Source organism: Posidoniimonas corsicana (assembly GCF_007859765.1).
GTDB classification, from domain to species: Bacteria; Planctomycetota; Planctomycetia; order Pirellulales; family Lacipirellulaceae; genus Posidoniimonas; species Posidoniimonas corsicana.
In genome coordinates, this window is record NZ_SIHJ01000001.1 from 2,936,635 (window position 1) to 2,949,610 (window position 12,976).

Sequence of the window (12,976 nt, forward strand, 5' to 3'; positions counted from 1 at the left end):
TAATGCGTCTCTACACGGCGGCCCTGCGGGGCGGCCGGCGAGGGGTCCCTGTGATGGGGATCATGCGAACCTGGTCAGGGTGGAAACGCAGCAGCCATAAGTTTGTGAACCAGGTGCGGGGGCCTCTCGCCGACCGCCGCGTCGCCGCCGACTCTTGATGTCGAGGCGTGGCCTACTAGAGTGTGGGCCCGGCTTTCGTCTTTCGCCGCCGGGCGCTCCGCCCACGGGCGTCAGTACACCTCCCACAGCCGGCCGCCGCGAGAGTGCCGGGAGTCACGGCCATGCCCGAAACCCCTGCCGGCCCCCAAGACCCTCCGCGCGACGAGTACGTCGTCGTAGCGCGGCGGTACCGCCCGCAGACCTTTGACGAGCTGATCGGTCAGGGGCACGTCGCGCAGGCGCTTAAGCAGGCGATCGCCACCGGCAGGATAGGGCACGCGTACCTGTTCACCGGCGCCCGCGGCGTCGGCAAGACGTCCGCCGCGCGGATCCTGGCCAAGGCGCTCAACTGCACGGCCAACCCGGATGGGGGCCCGACCGCCACGCCGTGCAACCAGTGCGACGTCTGCCGGAGCGTTTCGACCGGCGACGATGTCGACGTACTGGAGATCGACGGCGCCAGTAATCGCGGCATCGACGAGATCCGCCAGCTCCGGCAGAACGTGGCGATCCGCCCCAGCCGGGCGCGGTTCAAGGTGTACATCATCGACGAGGTGCACATGCTCACCAAGGAGGCGTTCAACGCCCTCCTGAAGACGCTCGAAGAGCCGCCAGAGCATGTGAAGTTCGTGTTCGCCACCACCGAGCCGAACAAGATCCCCATCACGATCCTGTCCCGCTGCCAGCGGTTCGACTTCGCCGGCATCGAGTCGACCGCTATCCAGACTCGATTGGCGCAGATCGCCGAGTCCGAGGGCGTCGGCATCGACGCCGAAGCGCTGCAGATCCTCGCGATGCGCGCCGCCGGTTCGATGCGCGACAGCCAGTCGCTGCTCGAGCAGCTGCTGGCGGTTTCCGAGGGTTCGGTCACAGGCCACGACGTCAACCAGCTGCTAGGGATCGCGCCCGCCCAAAGGGTCAGCGACCTAGCCCGCCGGCTCGCCGAACGCGACGCCGCGGGGGCGCTGGGCGAGCTGCACAGCGCGATCGCCGGCGGCGCGGACGTCGGTCAATTGCTTGACCAGCTGCTGGGCTACTTCCGAGACGTGATGGCGGTGTCGGTCGGAGCGGGGACGGACGCAGCGTTGTACGCGTTGCCGAGCCAATCGGAAGAACTGCAATCGCTCGCCCAGACGCTCGGGCCACAGACATTGCTGGCCGTGCTGCAGGTCCTCGACGAGACCGCCGCGCGGCTCCGGGTGAGCGTCCACACCCGCACGCTGGCCGAGATGGCGATCGTGCGGGTCTGCCACCTCGAAGACCTCGACGACCTGGCCACGCTGGTGGCCAGCCTCCGCGACGGCGCGCCGCCGCCCCCCGCCGATCCGCCGGCCAAACGCCCTGCGCCGTCACCGGCGCCCACCTCGTCGGGCCCGACGCCGCCACGCCCGCCGGCGCCCACCGCCCAGCCGCCCGCGGCGCAATCAGACCGACCAACGCCGAACAGCACACCGGCGCCCCGCGCCGCGTCGGACCCGCCACCGGCGCCGCCAGCACCCGAGACCAGCGAGTCGCCCGCCCCGACACCCTCGCCCGCGGCGCGACCCGCGTCCACCGGATCGCAAACGCCGACGGCTCCGCCGGCGTCGGACACCAGGCCCAGCCAGCCGATCGCTCCAACCGCGGTAGCGGAACCGCCGCCCCAACCCGCCATGGGCGAGACGCTCGACGGCGAGCGTCTTAAGCGCCTCTGGCGGGCCACGACCGAGCAGGTCGGCGGCATCCTCGGCAACCTGGCCGCGATGGCGGTCTCGGTCGACTCGATCGACGCCAACCGGGTGCGGGTGCGGTTCGACCGTCCGATGAGCCGCGATACCTGCGAGCAGCCCAACCACAAGCAGCAGCTCGAGTCGGCGCTCTCGTCCTGCGCCGGGCGGAGGCTGACGGTCGAGTTCGAGTCCGCCGCGCCCGCCGACAACGGCCCGGCGCCGCAGCGGATGACGCGTCGTCAACGCCAGGCGGAGATCGCGCAGCGGCCGTTCGTGCAAGCCGCGATGGAGCTGTTCGACGTGCCGCAAGAGAAGCTCAAGTACGTGCCGCCGGCCAGCGAGAAGTAGCCCGGGCCGCGCCGCGGCCGCAACCAAAGATTACCGGAGGAGAAGCATGCTCAAGGGACTTGGCAACATCGCGGGCATCATGAAGCAGGCGCAGGAATTCGGCGGCAAGATGCAGGGCATCCAAGAACAGCTCAAGCAGGTCAAGGTGACCGGCGCCGCCGGCGGCGGCCTGATCGAGGTGGATGTCAACGGGCAGGGCGAGGCCCTGGCCGTGCGCATCGATGCGTCGCTCCTCGAGAAGCAAGAGAAGGAGATGATCGAGGACCTGCTGCCCGCCGCCATCAACGACGCCCTCGGCAAGGCCAAGCAGCGTCAGGCCGAGGCGATGCAGGAGATCACCGGCGGGCTGAACCTGCCCGGGCTCGAGGGCCTGATGCCGGGCGGCAACGCCTAGCGGGCCCCTGAAGACGCGTCGACCAGCCAGACAGGCGGCTCAACCGTTGGTTCCCGTGCCGCCAGACGCCCGCAGCGGGGCAATCGGCTACCGCCACGCGGATACCCGGTCGGAATAAGCTAGTCTTTCTCAGCCGGGGCGCTGCCCCGTACGGGCTCTTGCGCCCGATTGCGTTGCCGGGCGTTTGACCTTCTGGAATTCCCAGGGGTATGCTACCTCTATCGTCGCGGAGCCGCCCAGGAGGGCCCGGCCCGCTGGTCCTTCAAGTCGGAACGGGTAGTCCTATGCGGTTGTCTCTCGGGCAACAAATGCAGCTGGCTCAGAAGCAGGTGCTTGCACCGCGGATGATCCAGTCGATGGAGATCCTGCAGCTGCCGATCATGGCGCTGCAGGAGCGCATCGAGCAGGAGATGGAGGACAACCCCTGCCTGGACCTCGTGGAGCCGAGCGAGGACTCCGACAGCAGCTCGCAGACCGAGGAGTACGAGAGCGCCGAGGACGGCGAGCGTGAGCTGGTCGTCAAGGAGGACGCCAACAACGAGGACGACTTTGAACGCCTGATCAACATGGCGGACAACCTGCCCGACGACTACGAGGAGCGGAGCCGCCCCTCGCGCGGGCAGATGGAGGCCGACGCCGACCGCGCCCACGACGCCATGGCCAACATGGTCGCCCGGCCGGAGTCGCTGTCGGACTACCTGAGCCACCAGCTGAGCTGGTTCGAGGCCGAGGATGACGTCCGCAAGATGGCGGACCGCATCATCTACAGCCTCGACAGCAACGGCTACCTCAAGACGCCGCTCGAGGAGCTGCTGCCCCCGCTGGCCGCCGACCTCAACGGCGACGCCGACGCCATGCGAGCCAAGCAGCTGCAGGTCGCCGAGCAGGCGCTGGCGCTCGTGCAGCACCTCGACCCGCCGGGCGTTGGCGCGCGAAGCCTGAAGGAGTGCCTGCAGATGCAGCTCACCCCGGGCATGCCGTACTACGACGAGCTGAGCACGCTGATCGAGTCGCACCTCGAAGACCTCGAGAACAACCGGCTGCCGCTGATCTCGAAGAAGACGGGCTACTCGATCGAGCTGATCCAGGAGGTCTGGGAAGAGCTACGCAAACTCAAGCCAAAGCCGGGCGCAGACTTCAGCGAGTCATCCGTGCCCGGCGTCACGCCCGACGTGTTCGTCGAAAAGACCGACGACGGCGGGTACAAGGTGCGATTGGAAGACGGGCAGATCCCCTCGCTGTACATCAGCCCGTACTACCGCAACCTGCTCCGCCAGGCCGGCGGCGCCGACGCGAAGACCCGCGAGTACATCAAACGCAAGATCAACGCCGCGCAGTGGCTGATCGAGTCGATCGAGCAGCGCCGCGGAACGCTCACCCGCGTCGCGCAGGCGATCGTCGACCACCAGACGCGGTTCTTGGACGAGGGCCCCGAGTTCATCGTCCCGCTGAAGATGCAGCAGATCGCCGACCGCGTCGGCGTTCACGTGACCACCGTCAGCCGTGCGGTTGACGACAAGTGGATCCAGGCGCCACGCGGCATCTACCCGCTCAAGCGGTTCTTTGTCGGCGGCACCACCGGCGCCGACGGCGAGGACATCGCCTGGGACCGCGTGCGGTTGAAGCTGCAGGAGATCGTCGACAACGAGGACAAGAAGAAGCCGTTCTCCGACGACGCGCTTGTCGAAGAACTCGCCAAGCACGGCATCACCGTCGCCCGCCGCACGGTCACCAAGTACCGCAAGGCGATGGACATCCCGAGCAGCCGGCAACGCCGCGACTGGTCGGACAGCTGACCCAACACAACGGCTACTTGTCGCCCGCGGGATTGATCCTGCCGGCGATCCTGGGCGGCTCGGGCTTCACCTCCGTGCGCAGTGAGCCATCACGGGGCAGGCCGAACACACGGGTCACCATCCAGGCCACGGCAAGCCCAAATAGGTTGGCCGCCACTACCAAGCCGGCGGTCAGCAGGTCGACCCAGGCGAGCAGCGCAAGGCCGGCTGCGAGACCGCCCCACGCGAATGCCGACATCGTCAATGCGTGGCACAATGTTCTCCTGGATCGCCCTTCGAGCTTTCGTGCTACAGGCGAGATGCCACCCGGTCGCTCGGCTCGCCAAGCAGCTTCTTCAGCTCGACTCCCAGACGTTCGCCCCGGCAGTGAACAGCCGCGACCTTGCCATCACGCCCAATGAGCACAAACGCCGGTATTCCACTAATCCCCAGCCGAGCCGCCATTGATTCGCGGGCGGCTGGGTGCCTGTCGGCCACCACAGTCCACGGGGGCTTTTCTTCAATCACAAACTGCTTGAGGGCGTTCATGTCTCGGTCGACACTGATCGCCACGACCTCGAAGCCCGCGTCGTGGTGCTTCGCGTAGTTCTGCCTGATATTGGGCATCTCCGCTCGGCAGGGACCACACCAGGTCGCCCAGAAATCGACGAGGACTACCTTGCCATCAAACTGCTCCCAGTCGAGGGGGCGCCCTTGCAGTGTTACGCCTTGAACGGACAGTTCTTTGCCAATCAGGGCGAGCAACGGATCTTGCTTTCCGTCGCTGGGCGCCGCTTCGAAGTCGATGGTTTTCTCGCCGTCGGGAAACTCAGCGCTTATTGCAAAGACCCGCCACGCCTCCGCGTCCCTGCGAAAATGCAGCTTTGTCTTATAGAACGCGCCTCCAGCCCGGACTCGGACAGGGACAACGCCGACCTCGCCTTTGATCTCCGCCTGCCCTGCACGGATGGCGCGGGTGTGGTCGTCCGGCTTCGGCAGGCCCTGAAGAGGAGACTTGCCGTCTGCAACCAGCTTGCGTGCGTCCCCAGTCAGGAGCCCTGTCGCTCTAGCCCTTCCTTCTGTACGAAGGTCAGCGAAGAACTCCTCGGCGGCGCCTCGGATCTCGCCCGCGGAGGCCGAGTCCTCTCGTCCGCGCGCACGTGGCCGACGGTCGGGGATACGTTCCGGCGGATGGGAATTGTGCTCCTTGAGAAACCGCAGGTCTGCCTGGCTCAACTTCGATGTCGGCACGGCAACCTCCGAGCCGTCGGGCTTGCGAAGCGTCACAGTGCCGCCTTCAACGGCGACTAACTCCGCTTCGATCTTGAATCTACCCGTAACGTCAGTCCAAACTCGTGGGTCCGCACCGACTGAGACGGTTGCCGCGAAACCACACCCGATCCAGAGAATAAGGCCGAGTCGATTCATCCTGGCCAGCCCCATAGTCATAAGAGAAACAGTGGCAGACGCATCTCCCTAGGCAGCTGAGGGGCGAATCGCTCAGGCGCCTTGGGTGATCATGTGGAGGCCACGACGCCGGCGCTCCTTGCGTCGCGCGTCGTCGATCTTGTCGGCCACTGCGCGGACGTCGTCGATGCCCGGCAGGCTCAGCTCTGGCGACGTCTTGTCGCCGGAGATCACGATGATCGTTCCGACGCGGAAAGCCCGCTCGACCGGGCCCTGCTTGAAGGTTACGTCGTCGATGTCAATTAGCTCGATGCGGTCGATGGTCCGCCAAAGGATGCCTGACTCGTGGATCAACCGCTGCGTAGTGAGTGTGTAGTGGACGCTATACCGGCGGTAGGCGTACCAACCGATCAGGATCGCCCAGACGAGCACCGCGGCGCCAACCGCGATCACCACGGCCCCGGTCATGACCCCCACCACCACCGCTAGCACTGTCAGCAGCGCGGCGGCCATCCACTGGCCAACCATCGCCTTGCTGGAGTAGGCGCCGTGCCAGATCTGCTCCTCCTGCTCTTCCTCGTCATGGTCGGTGTGCCCGACCTGGTGACGGAACGACTCGTGCGGCGTCGGACGGCCGCCTGCGGCCGGCTCCTGGGCGGGGGCATCTTCCTGCAGATTGGCGCCACACTTGTGGCAGAAGGCGGCCTCCTCTTCGCACTCGGCCTGGCATTTTGGGCACTGCATCCCGCTTAGACTCCCTGTCGATTGGGGTTGGATCGGCGTCGGCCGGCATTATAGGGCGCCGGACTTGCCGACTGCCACCTACCGCGGCGGCAGGCGGGTATTCGCCGGCGGTCTATCGATCTTGCCCCGCCGCCGGAGCGGCCACTAATCGCCGCTCGACAGGCTGTACGACGCATCGCCGAAGTGTAAGATATCTCCATGAAATGCCCCTTCTGCCACGTCGACAACGACCGGGTCATCGACTCGCGCGCCAGCCAAGACGGCTCGGCGATCCGGCGCCGTCGAGAGTGTCTGAAGTGCAATCGCCGCTACACCACGTACGAGCGCCCCGAAGACATCACTATCCGCGTCGTGAAGAAGGACGGATCGCGAGTCCCGTTTGATCGCGAAAAGATCAAACGTGGCCTCGAACGGGCGTGCGTAAAGCGTTCAATCAGCGGGCTCAAGATCGACTCGACGGTCGCGGCGATCGAGAACGATATCTACGCCAGTTTCGACACCGAGGTGGGCTCGCGTGAGCTCGGCCAGCTGGTCATGGAGCACCTCCGCGACCTGGACCAGGTGGCCTTTGTGCGATTCGCAAGCGTGTACCGCCAGTTCAACGACGTCCAAGACTTCTTCGAGGAGCTGCGGCCCATGCTTGAGGGTGAGGGCCGCCCGGCGCCCCGCTAGCCCCGCCACCGGCCGTCCAGGGCCCCGCTAGACAGCCACGCTAGGGCAACCTAGAATTCTGAACATCGCGGCCAGCGCTATTCGCCGGCCGCGTCCCCACTCCGGGGCGGTAGCTCAGTTGGGAGAGCGCTGCGTTCGCAATGCAGAGGTCGGGAGTTCGAACCTCCTCCGCTCCACTTCTTTCGACGCCGGGTCGCGCGGCGTCTCTTCGACGGCTGGCAGGACTGCGTTGAGTGGCCGGGCGCTGTCCGCGAGTCCAGAGGCCCGACCTAACGGCTCTCGGACTGGAGCCTGCTGTCGGTCGCGTCCTGATCCCGTGGCGTTAGTTTCGGAACCACTGCGCTCGAACGCTTACCCCTTGCCAGTCAACGTTGGCAGGGACCTCTGAGATGTCCCGGAAACCGAGCGTTGCCGCGCCTTCCGACTCAAAGAGCCTCTCGGGCGTCCAATCGGTCCACACCGAGCGGGCCGGGCCGCCGTCCTGGCTCGCCTCGGCCGCCAGGTAGGCACCGTTCAGGGTGTAGCGACGCGTCTCGCCGCTGTGGTTACGCACCACATAAACTCGGTGCATCGTTTCCTCCGATAACTCGTCGACGGTGCGGGCGTCGGCCCTAAGGCGCCACAAAGCCGTACGAGAGTTCGCCTCCGAGATGTCGATGGCGGTGGGGGTGGTGGCCGCCACCGAGACTACCAGCACTAGCACCTCTCCTGGTCGGACATCGAAGTCATAACCAGATGGTCGGTCTTCCGAGAGCGGCGCGTGTTCCTGCGGCTCGGGCGAGTAGACCACTGAAGGACGGCCGCGGCCCGATCGCTCCTCCGGACTAGCGATACGAATCACTGCACGTGTGTCGTTGTAGTCGCGGTCGACGCCCAGCCGCTCCTGGTCCGCCTCCTTAGAGACCACGTACCGCGAATCGTCCCAGCCGATGACGAGAACGCCATCGGACGCGTACTGGACGCGGTAGTCGCTCTGCGACCACGTGTTGCCCGACTCGCGCTCGGGGTCGTTGTACGAACCAGTCAAGAGGAAGTACCTGGTCGCACCGCTAGCGTTAACGTTTTGAAAGTTGCCCAGGCTTGTTGCAAGACGTTTCACGACCTGCCCGTCCGAGACATTGTTGAATGACACCGCACCACCCGACACCTCGGCACGGCTGTCCAACTCGATTACGCTCAGAGAGTTCTGCCCGGCGGCATTTGCGTCAACATACATGTCCAGCGAGCACCCCGGGGGCAGTTCCAGCACATACCCCCGCTCCTGCTCCCCGTAGCCACGGTCCATCCATGCGGTGCCGCTGCATAGCGTCAAATCTGGCGCTCCGTTCAGGTGCGTCTGCGGGAGCTGCAGGCTCAGCAACGACGCCGTTCGCGTGAGTTGACTAACCAGGCGCAGGGCGTCCGCGTCGCGGACCACCAGCATCTCTTCCCCGGCGGAAGCCCTGGGCGTCCCGACCGCGCCTCGCGCCGTGCTTGCAACCGCTCGCTCCCGGCCCGAGTCGCGCGAGCCGACCCAGAGATAACCGCCTGCAGCGATTGCAAGAAGAATTGAAGCCGCCGCAAGCAGGAATCGGGGAGTCGCGTGCATCGGTTGTGGGAGTCCGGCGGTGCTGTCCGCAGGAACCAACGAGCCAGGGGTTCTCCCCGACCAGCCGCTCAGCAGCGCCGGCAGGCCGCGTTCCCTCTCGCCGGCGTTGCCGCCTACGCCCGCGTCTATCCCCTCCTCACCATGCTCGGCGGCCTGTCGGACCTGCTCAACCATCACCAGGTGCACCTGCACGTAATCCCGGTACGCGGCGCGGGCCTCTGCGTCGGTCGCGAGACGCTGGTTTAGCGTTTCTGCCTCCGACTCAGAAAGCACGCCGTTGCAGAGCATGCCGAAAAGACGCATCAGTTCCCGCTGCTCGCTACTGTTTTGGTGATCAGCCATCGAAAGTCGTTGTGGGGCGTTCTGCGGTTCTCAATGCGGCGGTGGGACGCGGCAGCAAGTTCAACAAGCCCGGCTCTTTCTGTTGACGCACTCCAGAAGCAACCGACGCACCGAGTGCAAGCGGTTGTAGATCGTCTGTGTCGCCTGGCCCAGGCGTTTCGCCACCTCCGCCGCTTGGGCGCCGTTCCGGTAGACCGCGACAATGAGGTCGTGGTCGCGTTGCTAGAGGTTTGCCAAGCACTCCTTGATCAGCTCGACCCGTCGGAGTTCCCGTGCGGGAGAAGCCATCTGCTCCTCCGCGAGGCGCTGAACGACCTCGTCGCCCAGCACCAGGTTGCGCCGGCGCGCGGTTCGACGGTAGTTCTGCACGGTCTTGTACGCCACGCCGCAGGCCCAGGGGAAGAACTCGCGGCTCCGGTCGAACTCTGGGAACTTCTTCCAGAGCGTAATGCTTGCCTGCTGAAAGATGTCTTCGGCGTCGGCCTCGCTCGGTACGAGCGTAAAGATGTAGCGGTAGATCCGGTGCCGCTCTCCGCTGAAACACCGGACAAACGCCTCTTCACTATGACTTTCCATCGGCACTCCACTTTGAAGACGCGCCGGCGCGTCTAACTGACCGCTGCTCAACCTTGTATTGTACGGCGGCGTAGCACCTTACCTAAAAAAATGTGATGGACTCGGTCAAGAAGGCCACGTCGGGCGTTCTCCTGCCGGAAGGCCGTGAGAATATAGCGATTCTTGAATTCTTGAACCAATTCCCAAGTAGGTCGCCACCCCGAGGTGACAAGTATTTGTCAGCGGGCGAGCGGTCGCCCGAAGCCATCTTCTCTGGCGCCGGCCTGGACGCACCTCGATCGCAACCCTGGCGTTTCCCCGCGTGGGGACGTCTCGCGATCTGCATGAGATCGCCGCGGGAGCCTCGGAAAGTGCAGGTTAGTCCATCGAACAAGGGGCAGAGTCCGGTTGGCTGACAAGCGTCCGAGGTCTCCCCGCGCGGTCTTGATGTCCGCGAATGTTGACGTACGGCGTACGGGGGCAACTCAATAATGTAAGCAATCTCGGAGACTAAGCCGAGGCAACCCTGACGTCGCTTCGCAACCATTGGAACGCCGAACGCCCCGCACAGGGCGTCGGCCAACAGAACTTACACCGCAGGTATTGGAGACTAGCCCGAGATGATCTGCAGCTCTCAGATGCTCACTGTCCTCGCTTGTAGCGCTTCGTTGCTCGCCGGGCCCGCGTTAGGCCAGGCAGTGTGGCAGGGCGGCGTCAGCAGCGACGCGGCCGACGCACTCAATTGGACCACAGGCTCCTTGCCCAATGGTGCAACCGATGTCGAGCTGCGGACGGGCGAAAACGCCGACCTCAACCTCGCCAGTGACGCCACTTGGAACACCCTCTTCTTCAACAGTGCCGGCGAGACCACGATCAACGGCGCGGGGACGCTAACGCTAAACTCCTCCGGCAACAACAACGCCATCCTCTCCGCAGGCGGGCCACTCACCTCGACCATCAACACGCACCTTAGCACACCGACCAACATCCAGACCAACGGTCAGCACAGCTTGACCTTCAACGGGAACGTCGCCGCAAACAAGATCGAGGCCTTCGGAGGCACAACTGCCACCTTCAATGGCGACGTCACCGTATCGGATCAGTTCATCACCGTGGGGGGCGACTCGAGCGTCGTGTTCAACGGCAACTACCACTGGGCAAGCGACGGCCTGCTGCAGACCGAGCTGGGAATCAACGGGCAGGGCGCGTCGGACGTAACCTTCACGTCGTTCACATCAGACTTCGCCGTGGGCGTAAACATCGTCAACATCTACGATGACGCAACCGTCCACATCGCCTCCGACTACGTATTCCAAGGCGCGACCGGGATCTGGTCGCGGCGGGGAAACAACCACCTGGACCTGGCCGGCAACGACGAGGCCTTCGACTTCATCGGCAGCGACATGCCGGGCGGCGGCAACAGCCCCGACCCGAACATCCCCGTGATCATGGGGATCGACTTCGGCGCCACACAAGGCGCCAACTCGCTCGTCTGGGCGACATCGAACTTCATGGGCGGCTCCTACCCCGTGACGAACTTCGAGGTTGGCGTCGACACGCTGGAGTTCGGCATCAACGGTCCGCAGTTCTTCACCGACGACCAACTCGGTCAGATCACCATCAATGGAGTTCCCTACGCCGCGTCCGACCCAGGCGATGGCAGCGCCTACTGGACACGCGACTCGGCGAGCTTCCCGTTCTACCCGGCCTTCTTCAATCTTCCGACTGTCGACCTGCCCGGTGACTACAACGACGACGGCCAGGTTGATGCCGCGGACTACACCGTCTGGCGGGACGCCCTGGGCACGGACGCCGCTCTCCCCAACGACCTCACTCCCGGGGCAGTCACGCCCGTGGACTACGACGTCTGGTTGCAAAACTACGGGGCCTCGGGTGGCGTGGCGGTCGCCGCGGCCCCGGAGCCTGCGACGTTCTGTCTGGCGTGCGCAGCGTGCCTAGCCGTCGCCGGACGGCGGCTCAGCGCCCGGCGCCCCTGCTGACCTCATGCTTCGCAGGGTATCCGTCCGGACGGACGACTTCCCGCTCCTTGACTCGACCATTACTGCGACGAACCGCTACTTGCAACTCTGATCTACAGGAGTGAATGAATGCCCCACCGCATATGTTCCCTATTAAGCGGGCTGCTGATCTGCTCACTTCCAGTTCTGGCGGTCGCCGAGGACCGACTCTGGACAGGCGCCGTCAGCAACGATGTCACCAACGCCGGCAACTGGGACCTTGGACTTCCGACCGGCGCCGACCGGGCCAACTTCCGGGCCGACGGCTCGCCAGGCGCGCCGGATCTTGGAGCGAACAACGTGACCTGGGACCAGCTTAGGTTCAACAACATCGGACCCACTCACATCCAGGGAGCGGGCGTCATCAACCTAAACGCCGGGTCGAACCCGGCAGTGTATTCCGAGGGCGGCGCGGTCGGTCCTTCGGTGGTTGACCCCGATATCGTGACCGCTGGCGAGATCCAGAGCAACGGAGACCATGACCTTGTTTTTAACGGGTCGGTGACCGCTGGCGGGATCCAGGCATTCTCGTCCACCTCGACCTACAACGGGGACGTGACGGTAACCGCCGAATTCATCAGCGCCAACTCGACCATCATCTTCAACGGGAACTACCACCGGAGCACCGCGGTCGCTGGGATCGGCATCAACAACTCCGGCTCCGACGTAACCTTCACGACCCTATCGTCCGACGACCCTCTGCACCCAAACGGAGCCAACATCCTCAACCTGTACGGCAACCACACGATCCGTAACGGCCAGAACAACACCTTCAATGACTCACGACCGTGGGGGCGCAACGGGACCACAAACACGTACAGCCTGAACGGCTTTGACGACACGGTGCCGTTCATCGGGACGGACAACGGCAGCACGATGGTGATCGACTTCGGAACCCCGGGCGTCGCCAACTCGTTGATCTGGCAAGAGGGCGGCTTCAATGGAACCGGTGCGGCCTACCTTGTGGAAGGCTTTGATGTTGGACTCGACAGCCTGCGGCTGGGCGTCTCGGCCCCGTTCGCAGATACGCAGCTGACCCAGATCACGGTGAACGGCATTGCCTACTCGGCCGACGACCCGATGACCGGGGCCGCCTACTGGAGCCTGGACGGGAACAACTTCGTACAAGTCTTGCAGGGTGGCGTGCCTGAGCCGTCGGCGTCCACGCTGCTCCTTTTAGCGCTTGCGGGATCGACTCGACGGAGAAGCCCGCGAGGCGGCCACCGAAGGAGTTGCTAGATCGACTTCAACACGCGACCTACCAC

The 12,976-nt window shown here is 65.0% G+C and carries 11 protein-coding genes, 1 tRNA gene and 1 other RNA gene; 8 read left to right on the forward strand and 5 right to left on the reverse strand.

The features are described from left to right. Positions 1 to 38: 38 nt before the first annotated feature. From ffs to rpoN, 4 genes are all read left to right on the forward strand, one after another. Positions 39 to 132, forward strand: an RNA gene (ffs, locus tag KOR34_RS11255) — signal recognition particle sRNA small type. A 149-nt stretch (positions 133 to 281) separates the two neighbouring features. Continuing rightward, the gene (gene dnaX / locus KOR34_RS11260) at positions 282 to 2,216 is read left to right on the forward strand and encodes a DNA polymerase III subunit gamma/tau (protein WP_146564682.1); all 1,935 of its coding nucleotides are present in this window, start codon (positions 282 to 284) and stop codon (positions 2,214 to 2,216) included. 46 nt (positions 2,217 to 2,262) lie between these two features. Beyond that, on the forward strand, positions 2,263 to 2,610 hold the full coding sequence (locus tag KOR34_RS11265; protein WP_146564683.1) for a YbaB/EbfC family nucleoid-associated protein: 348 nt from the start codon (positions 2,263 to 2,265) through the stop codon (positions 2,608 to 2,610). A 308-nt stretch (positions 2,611 to 2,918) separates the two neighbouring features. After that, a complete protein-coding gene (gene rpoN, locus KOR34_RS11270) occupies positions 2,919 to 4,406 on the forward strand; it encodes an RNA polymerase factor sigma-54 (RefSeq protein ID WP_261342647.1) in 1,488 nt (495 codons plus the stop codon). A gap of 13 nt (positions 4,407 to 4,419) precedes the next feature. On the opposite strand, the gene KOR34_RS11275 is transcribed toward rpoN, so the two are convergent. The 3 genes from KOR34_RS11275 to KOR34_RS11285 all read right to left on the reverse strand — a co-directional run bounded on the left by KOR34_RS11275 (position 4,420) and on the right by KOR34_RS11285 (position 6,536). Next, positions 4,420 to 4,644 carry a hypothetical protein gene (locus KOR34_RS11275; protein WP_228714579.1) on the reverse strand — a complete coding sequence of 75 codons (225 nt, stop codon included), beginning with the start codon at positions 4,642 to 4,644 and terminating at the stop codon, positions 4,420 to 4,422. Between the two features lie 50 nt (positions 4,645 to 4,694). Next, a complete protein-coding gene (locus KOR34_RS11280) occupies positions 4,695 to 5,813 on the reverse strand; it encodes a redoxin family protein (RefSeq protein WP_197531328.1) in 1,119 nt (372 codons plus the stop codon). Between the two features lie 72 nt (positions 5,814 to 5,885). Next, positions 5,886 to 6,536: a PH domain-containing protein gene (locus KOR34_RS11285; protein ID WP_146564686.1), complete on the reverse strand. Its 651-nt coding sequence runs from the start codon at positions 6,534 to 6,536 to the stop codon at positions 5,886 to 5,888. A 198-nt stretch (positions 6,537 to 6,734) separates the two neighbouring features. Between KOR34_RS11285 and nrdR the strand changes: the two genes are divergently transcribed. Further along, complete coding sequence (gene nrdR, locus KOR34_RS11290; RefSeq protein ID WP_146564687.1) at positions 6,735 to 7,208, forward strand: transcriptional regulator NrdR; 474 nt, start codon at positions 6,735 to 6,737, stop codon at positions 7,206 to 7,208. A gap of 103 nt (positions 7,209 to 7,311) precedes the next feature. Beyond that, positions 7,312 to 7,384: transfer RNA gene (locus KOR34_RS11295), tRNA-Ala, on the forward strand. Between the two features lie 146 nt (positions 7,385 to 7,530). Here KOR34_RS11295 and KOR34_RS11300 read toward each other — a convergent pair. Both KOR34_RS11300 and KOR34_RS11305 read right to left on the reverse strand, forming a co-directional pair. Continuing rightward, a complete protein-coding gene (locus KOR34_RS11300; protein WP_146564688.1) occupies positions 7,531 to 9,138 on the reverse strand; it encodes a hypothetical protein in 1,608 nt (535 codons plus the stop codon). 222 nt (positions 9,139 to 9,360) lie between these two features. After that, positions 9,361 to 9,714, reverse strand: coding sequence for a sigma factor (locus KOR34_RS11305; protein WP_146564689.1), 354 nt, complete (start codon positions 9,712 to 9,714; stop codon positions 9,361 to 9,363). 617 nt (positions 9,715 to 10,331) lie between these two features. Between KOR34_RS11305 and KOR34_RS11310 the strand changes: the two genes are divergently transcribed. Together KOR34_RS11310 and KOR34_RS11315 are read left to right on the forward strand one after the other, a co-directional pair. Further along, positions 10,332 to 11,693: a hypothetical protein gene (locus tag KOR34_RS11310; RefSeq protein ID WP_146564690.1), complete on the forward strand. Its 1,362-nt coding sequence runs from the start codon at positions 10,332 to 10,334 to the stop codon at positions 11,691 to 11,693. Between the two features lie 108 nt (positions 11,694 to 11,801). Then, entirely contained in the window at positions 11,802 to 12,950 is a 1,149-nt protein-coding gene (locus KOR34_RS11315; RefSeq protein WP_146564691.1) for a hypothetical protein, read from the forward strand. The last annotated feature ends 26 nt before the right edge of the window (positions 12,951 to 12,976 follow it).

Excerpts from the sequence above, each read along its gene's own strand:
- KOR34_RS11275 (WP_228714579.1), bottom strand. The coding sequence starts at position 4,644 with ATGTCGGCATTCGCGTGGGGCGGTCTCGCAGCCGGCCTTGCGCTGCTC.
- KOR34_RS11265 (WP_146564683.1), top strand. The coding sequence starts at position 2,263 with ATGCTCAAGGGACTTGGCAACATCGCGGGCATCATGAAGCAGGCGCAG.
- nrdR (WP_146564687.1), top strand. The coding sequence starts at position 6,735 with ATGAAATGCCCCTTCTGCCACGTCGACAACGACCGGGTCATCGACTCG.
- KOR34_RS11300 (WP_146564688.1), bottom strand. The coding sequence starts at position 9,138 with ATGGCTGATCACCAAAACAGTAGCGAGCAGCGGGAACTGATGCGTCTT.
- KOR34_RS11280 (WP_197531328.1), bottom strand. The coding sequence starts at position 5,813 with ATGAATCGACTCGGCCTTATTCTCTGGATCGGGTGTGGTTTCGCGGCA.
- KOR34_RS11305 (WP_146564689.1), bottom strand. The coding sequence starts at position 9,714 with ATGGAAAGTCATAGTGAAGAGGCGTTTGTCCGGTGTTTCAGCGGAGAG.
- KOR34_RS11310 (WP_146564690.1), top strand. The coding sequence starts at position 10,332 with ATGCTCACTGTCCTCGCTTGTAGCGCTTCGTTGCTCGCCGGGCCCGCG.
- KOR34_RS11315 (WP_146564691.1), top strand. The coding sequence starts at position 11,802 with ATGCCCCACCGCATATGTTCCCTATTAAGCGGGCTGCTGATCTGCTCA.
- dnaX (WP_146564682.1), top strand. The coding sequence starts at position 282 with ATGCCCGAAACCCCTGCCGGCCCCCAAGACCCTCCGCGCGACGAGTAC.
- KOR34_RS11285 (WP_146564686.1), bottom strand. The coding sequence starts at position 6,536 with ATGCAGTGCCCAAAATGCCAGGCCGAGTGCGAAGAGGAGGCCGCCTTC.
- rpoN (WP_261342647.1), top strand. The coding sequence starts at position 2,919 with ATGCAGCTGGCTCAGAAGCAGGTGCTTGCACCGCGGATGATCCAGTCG.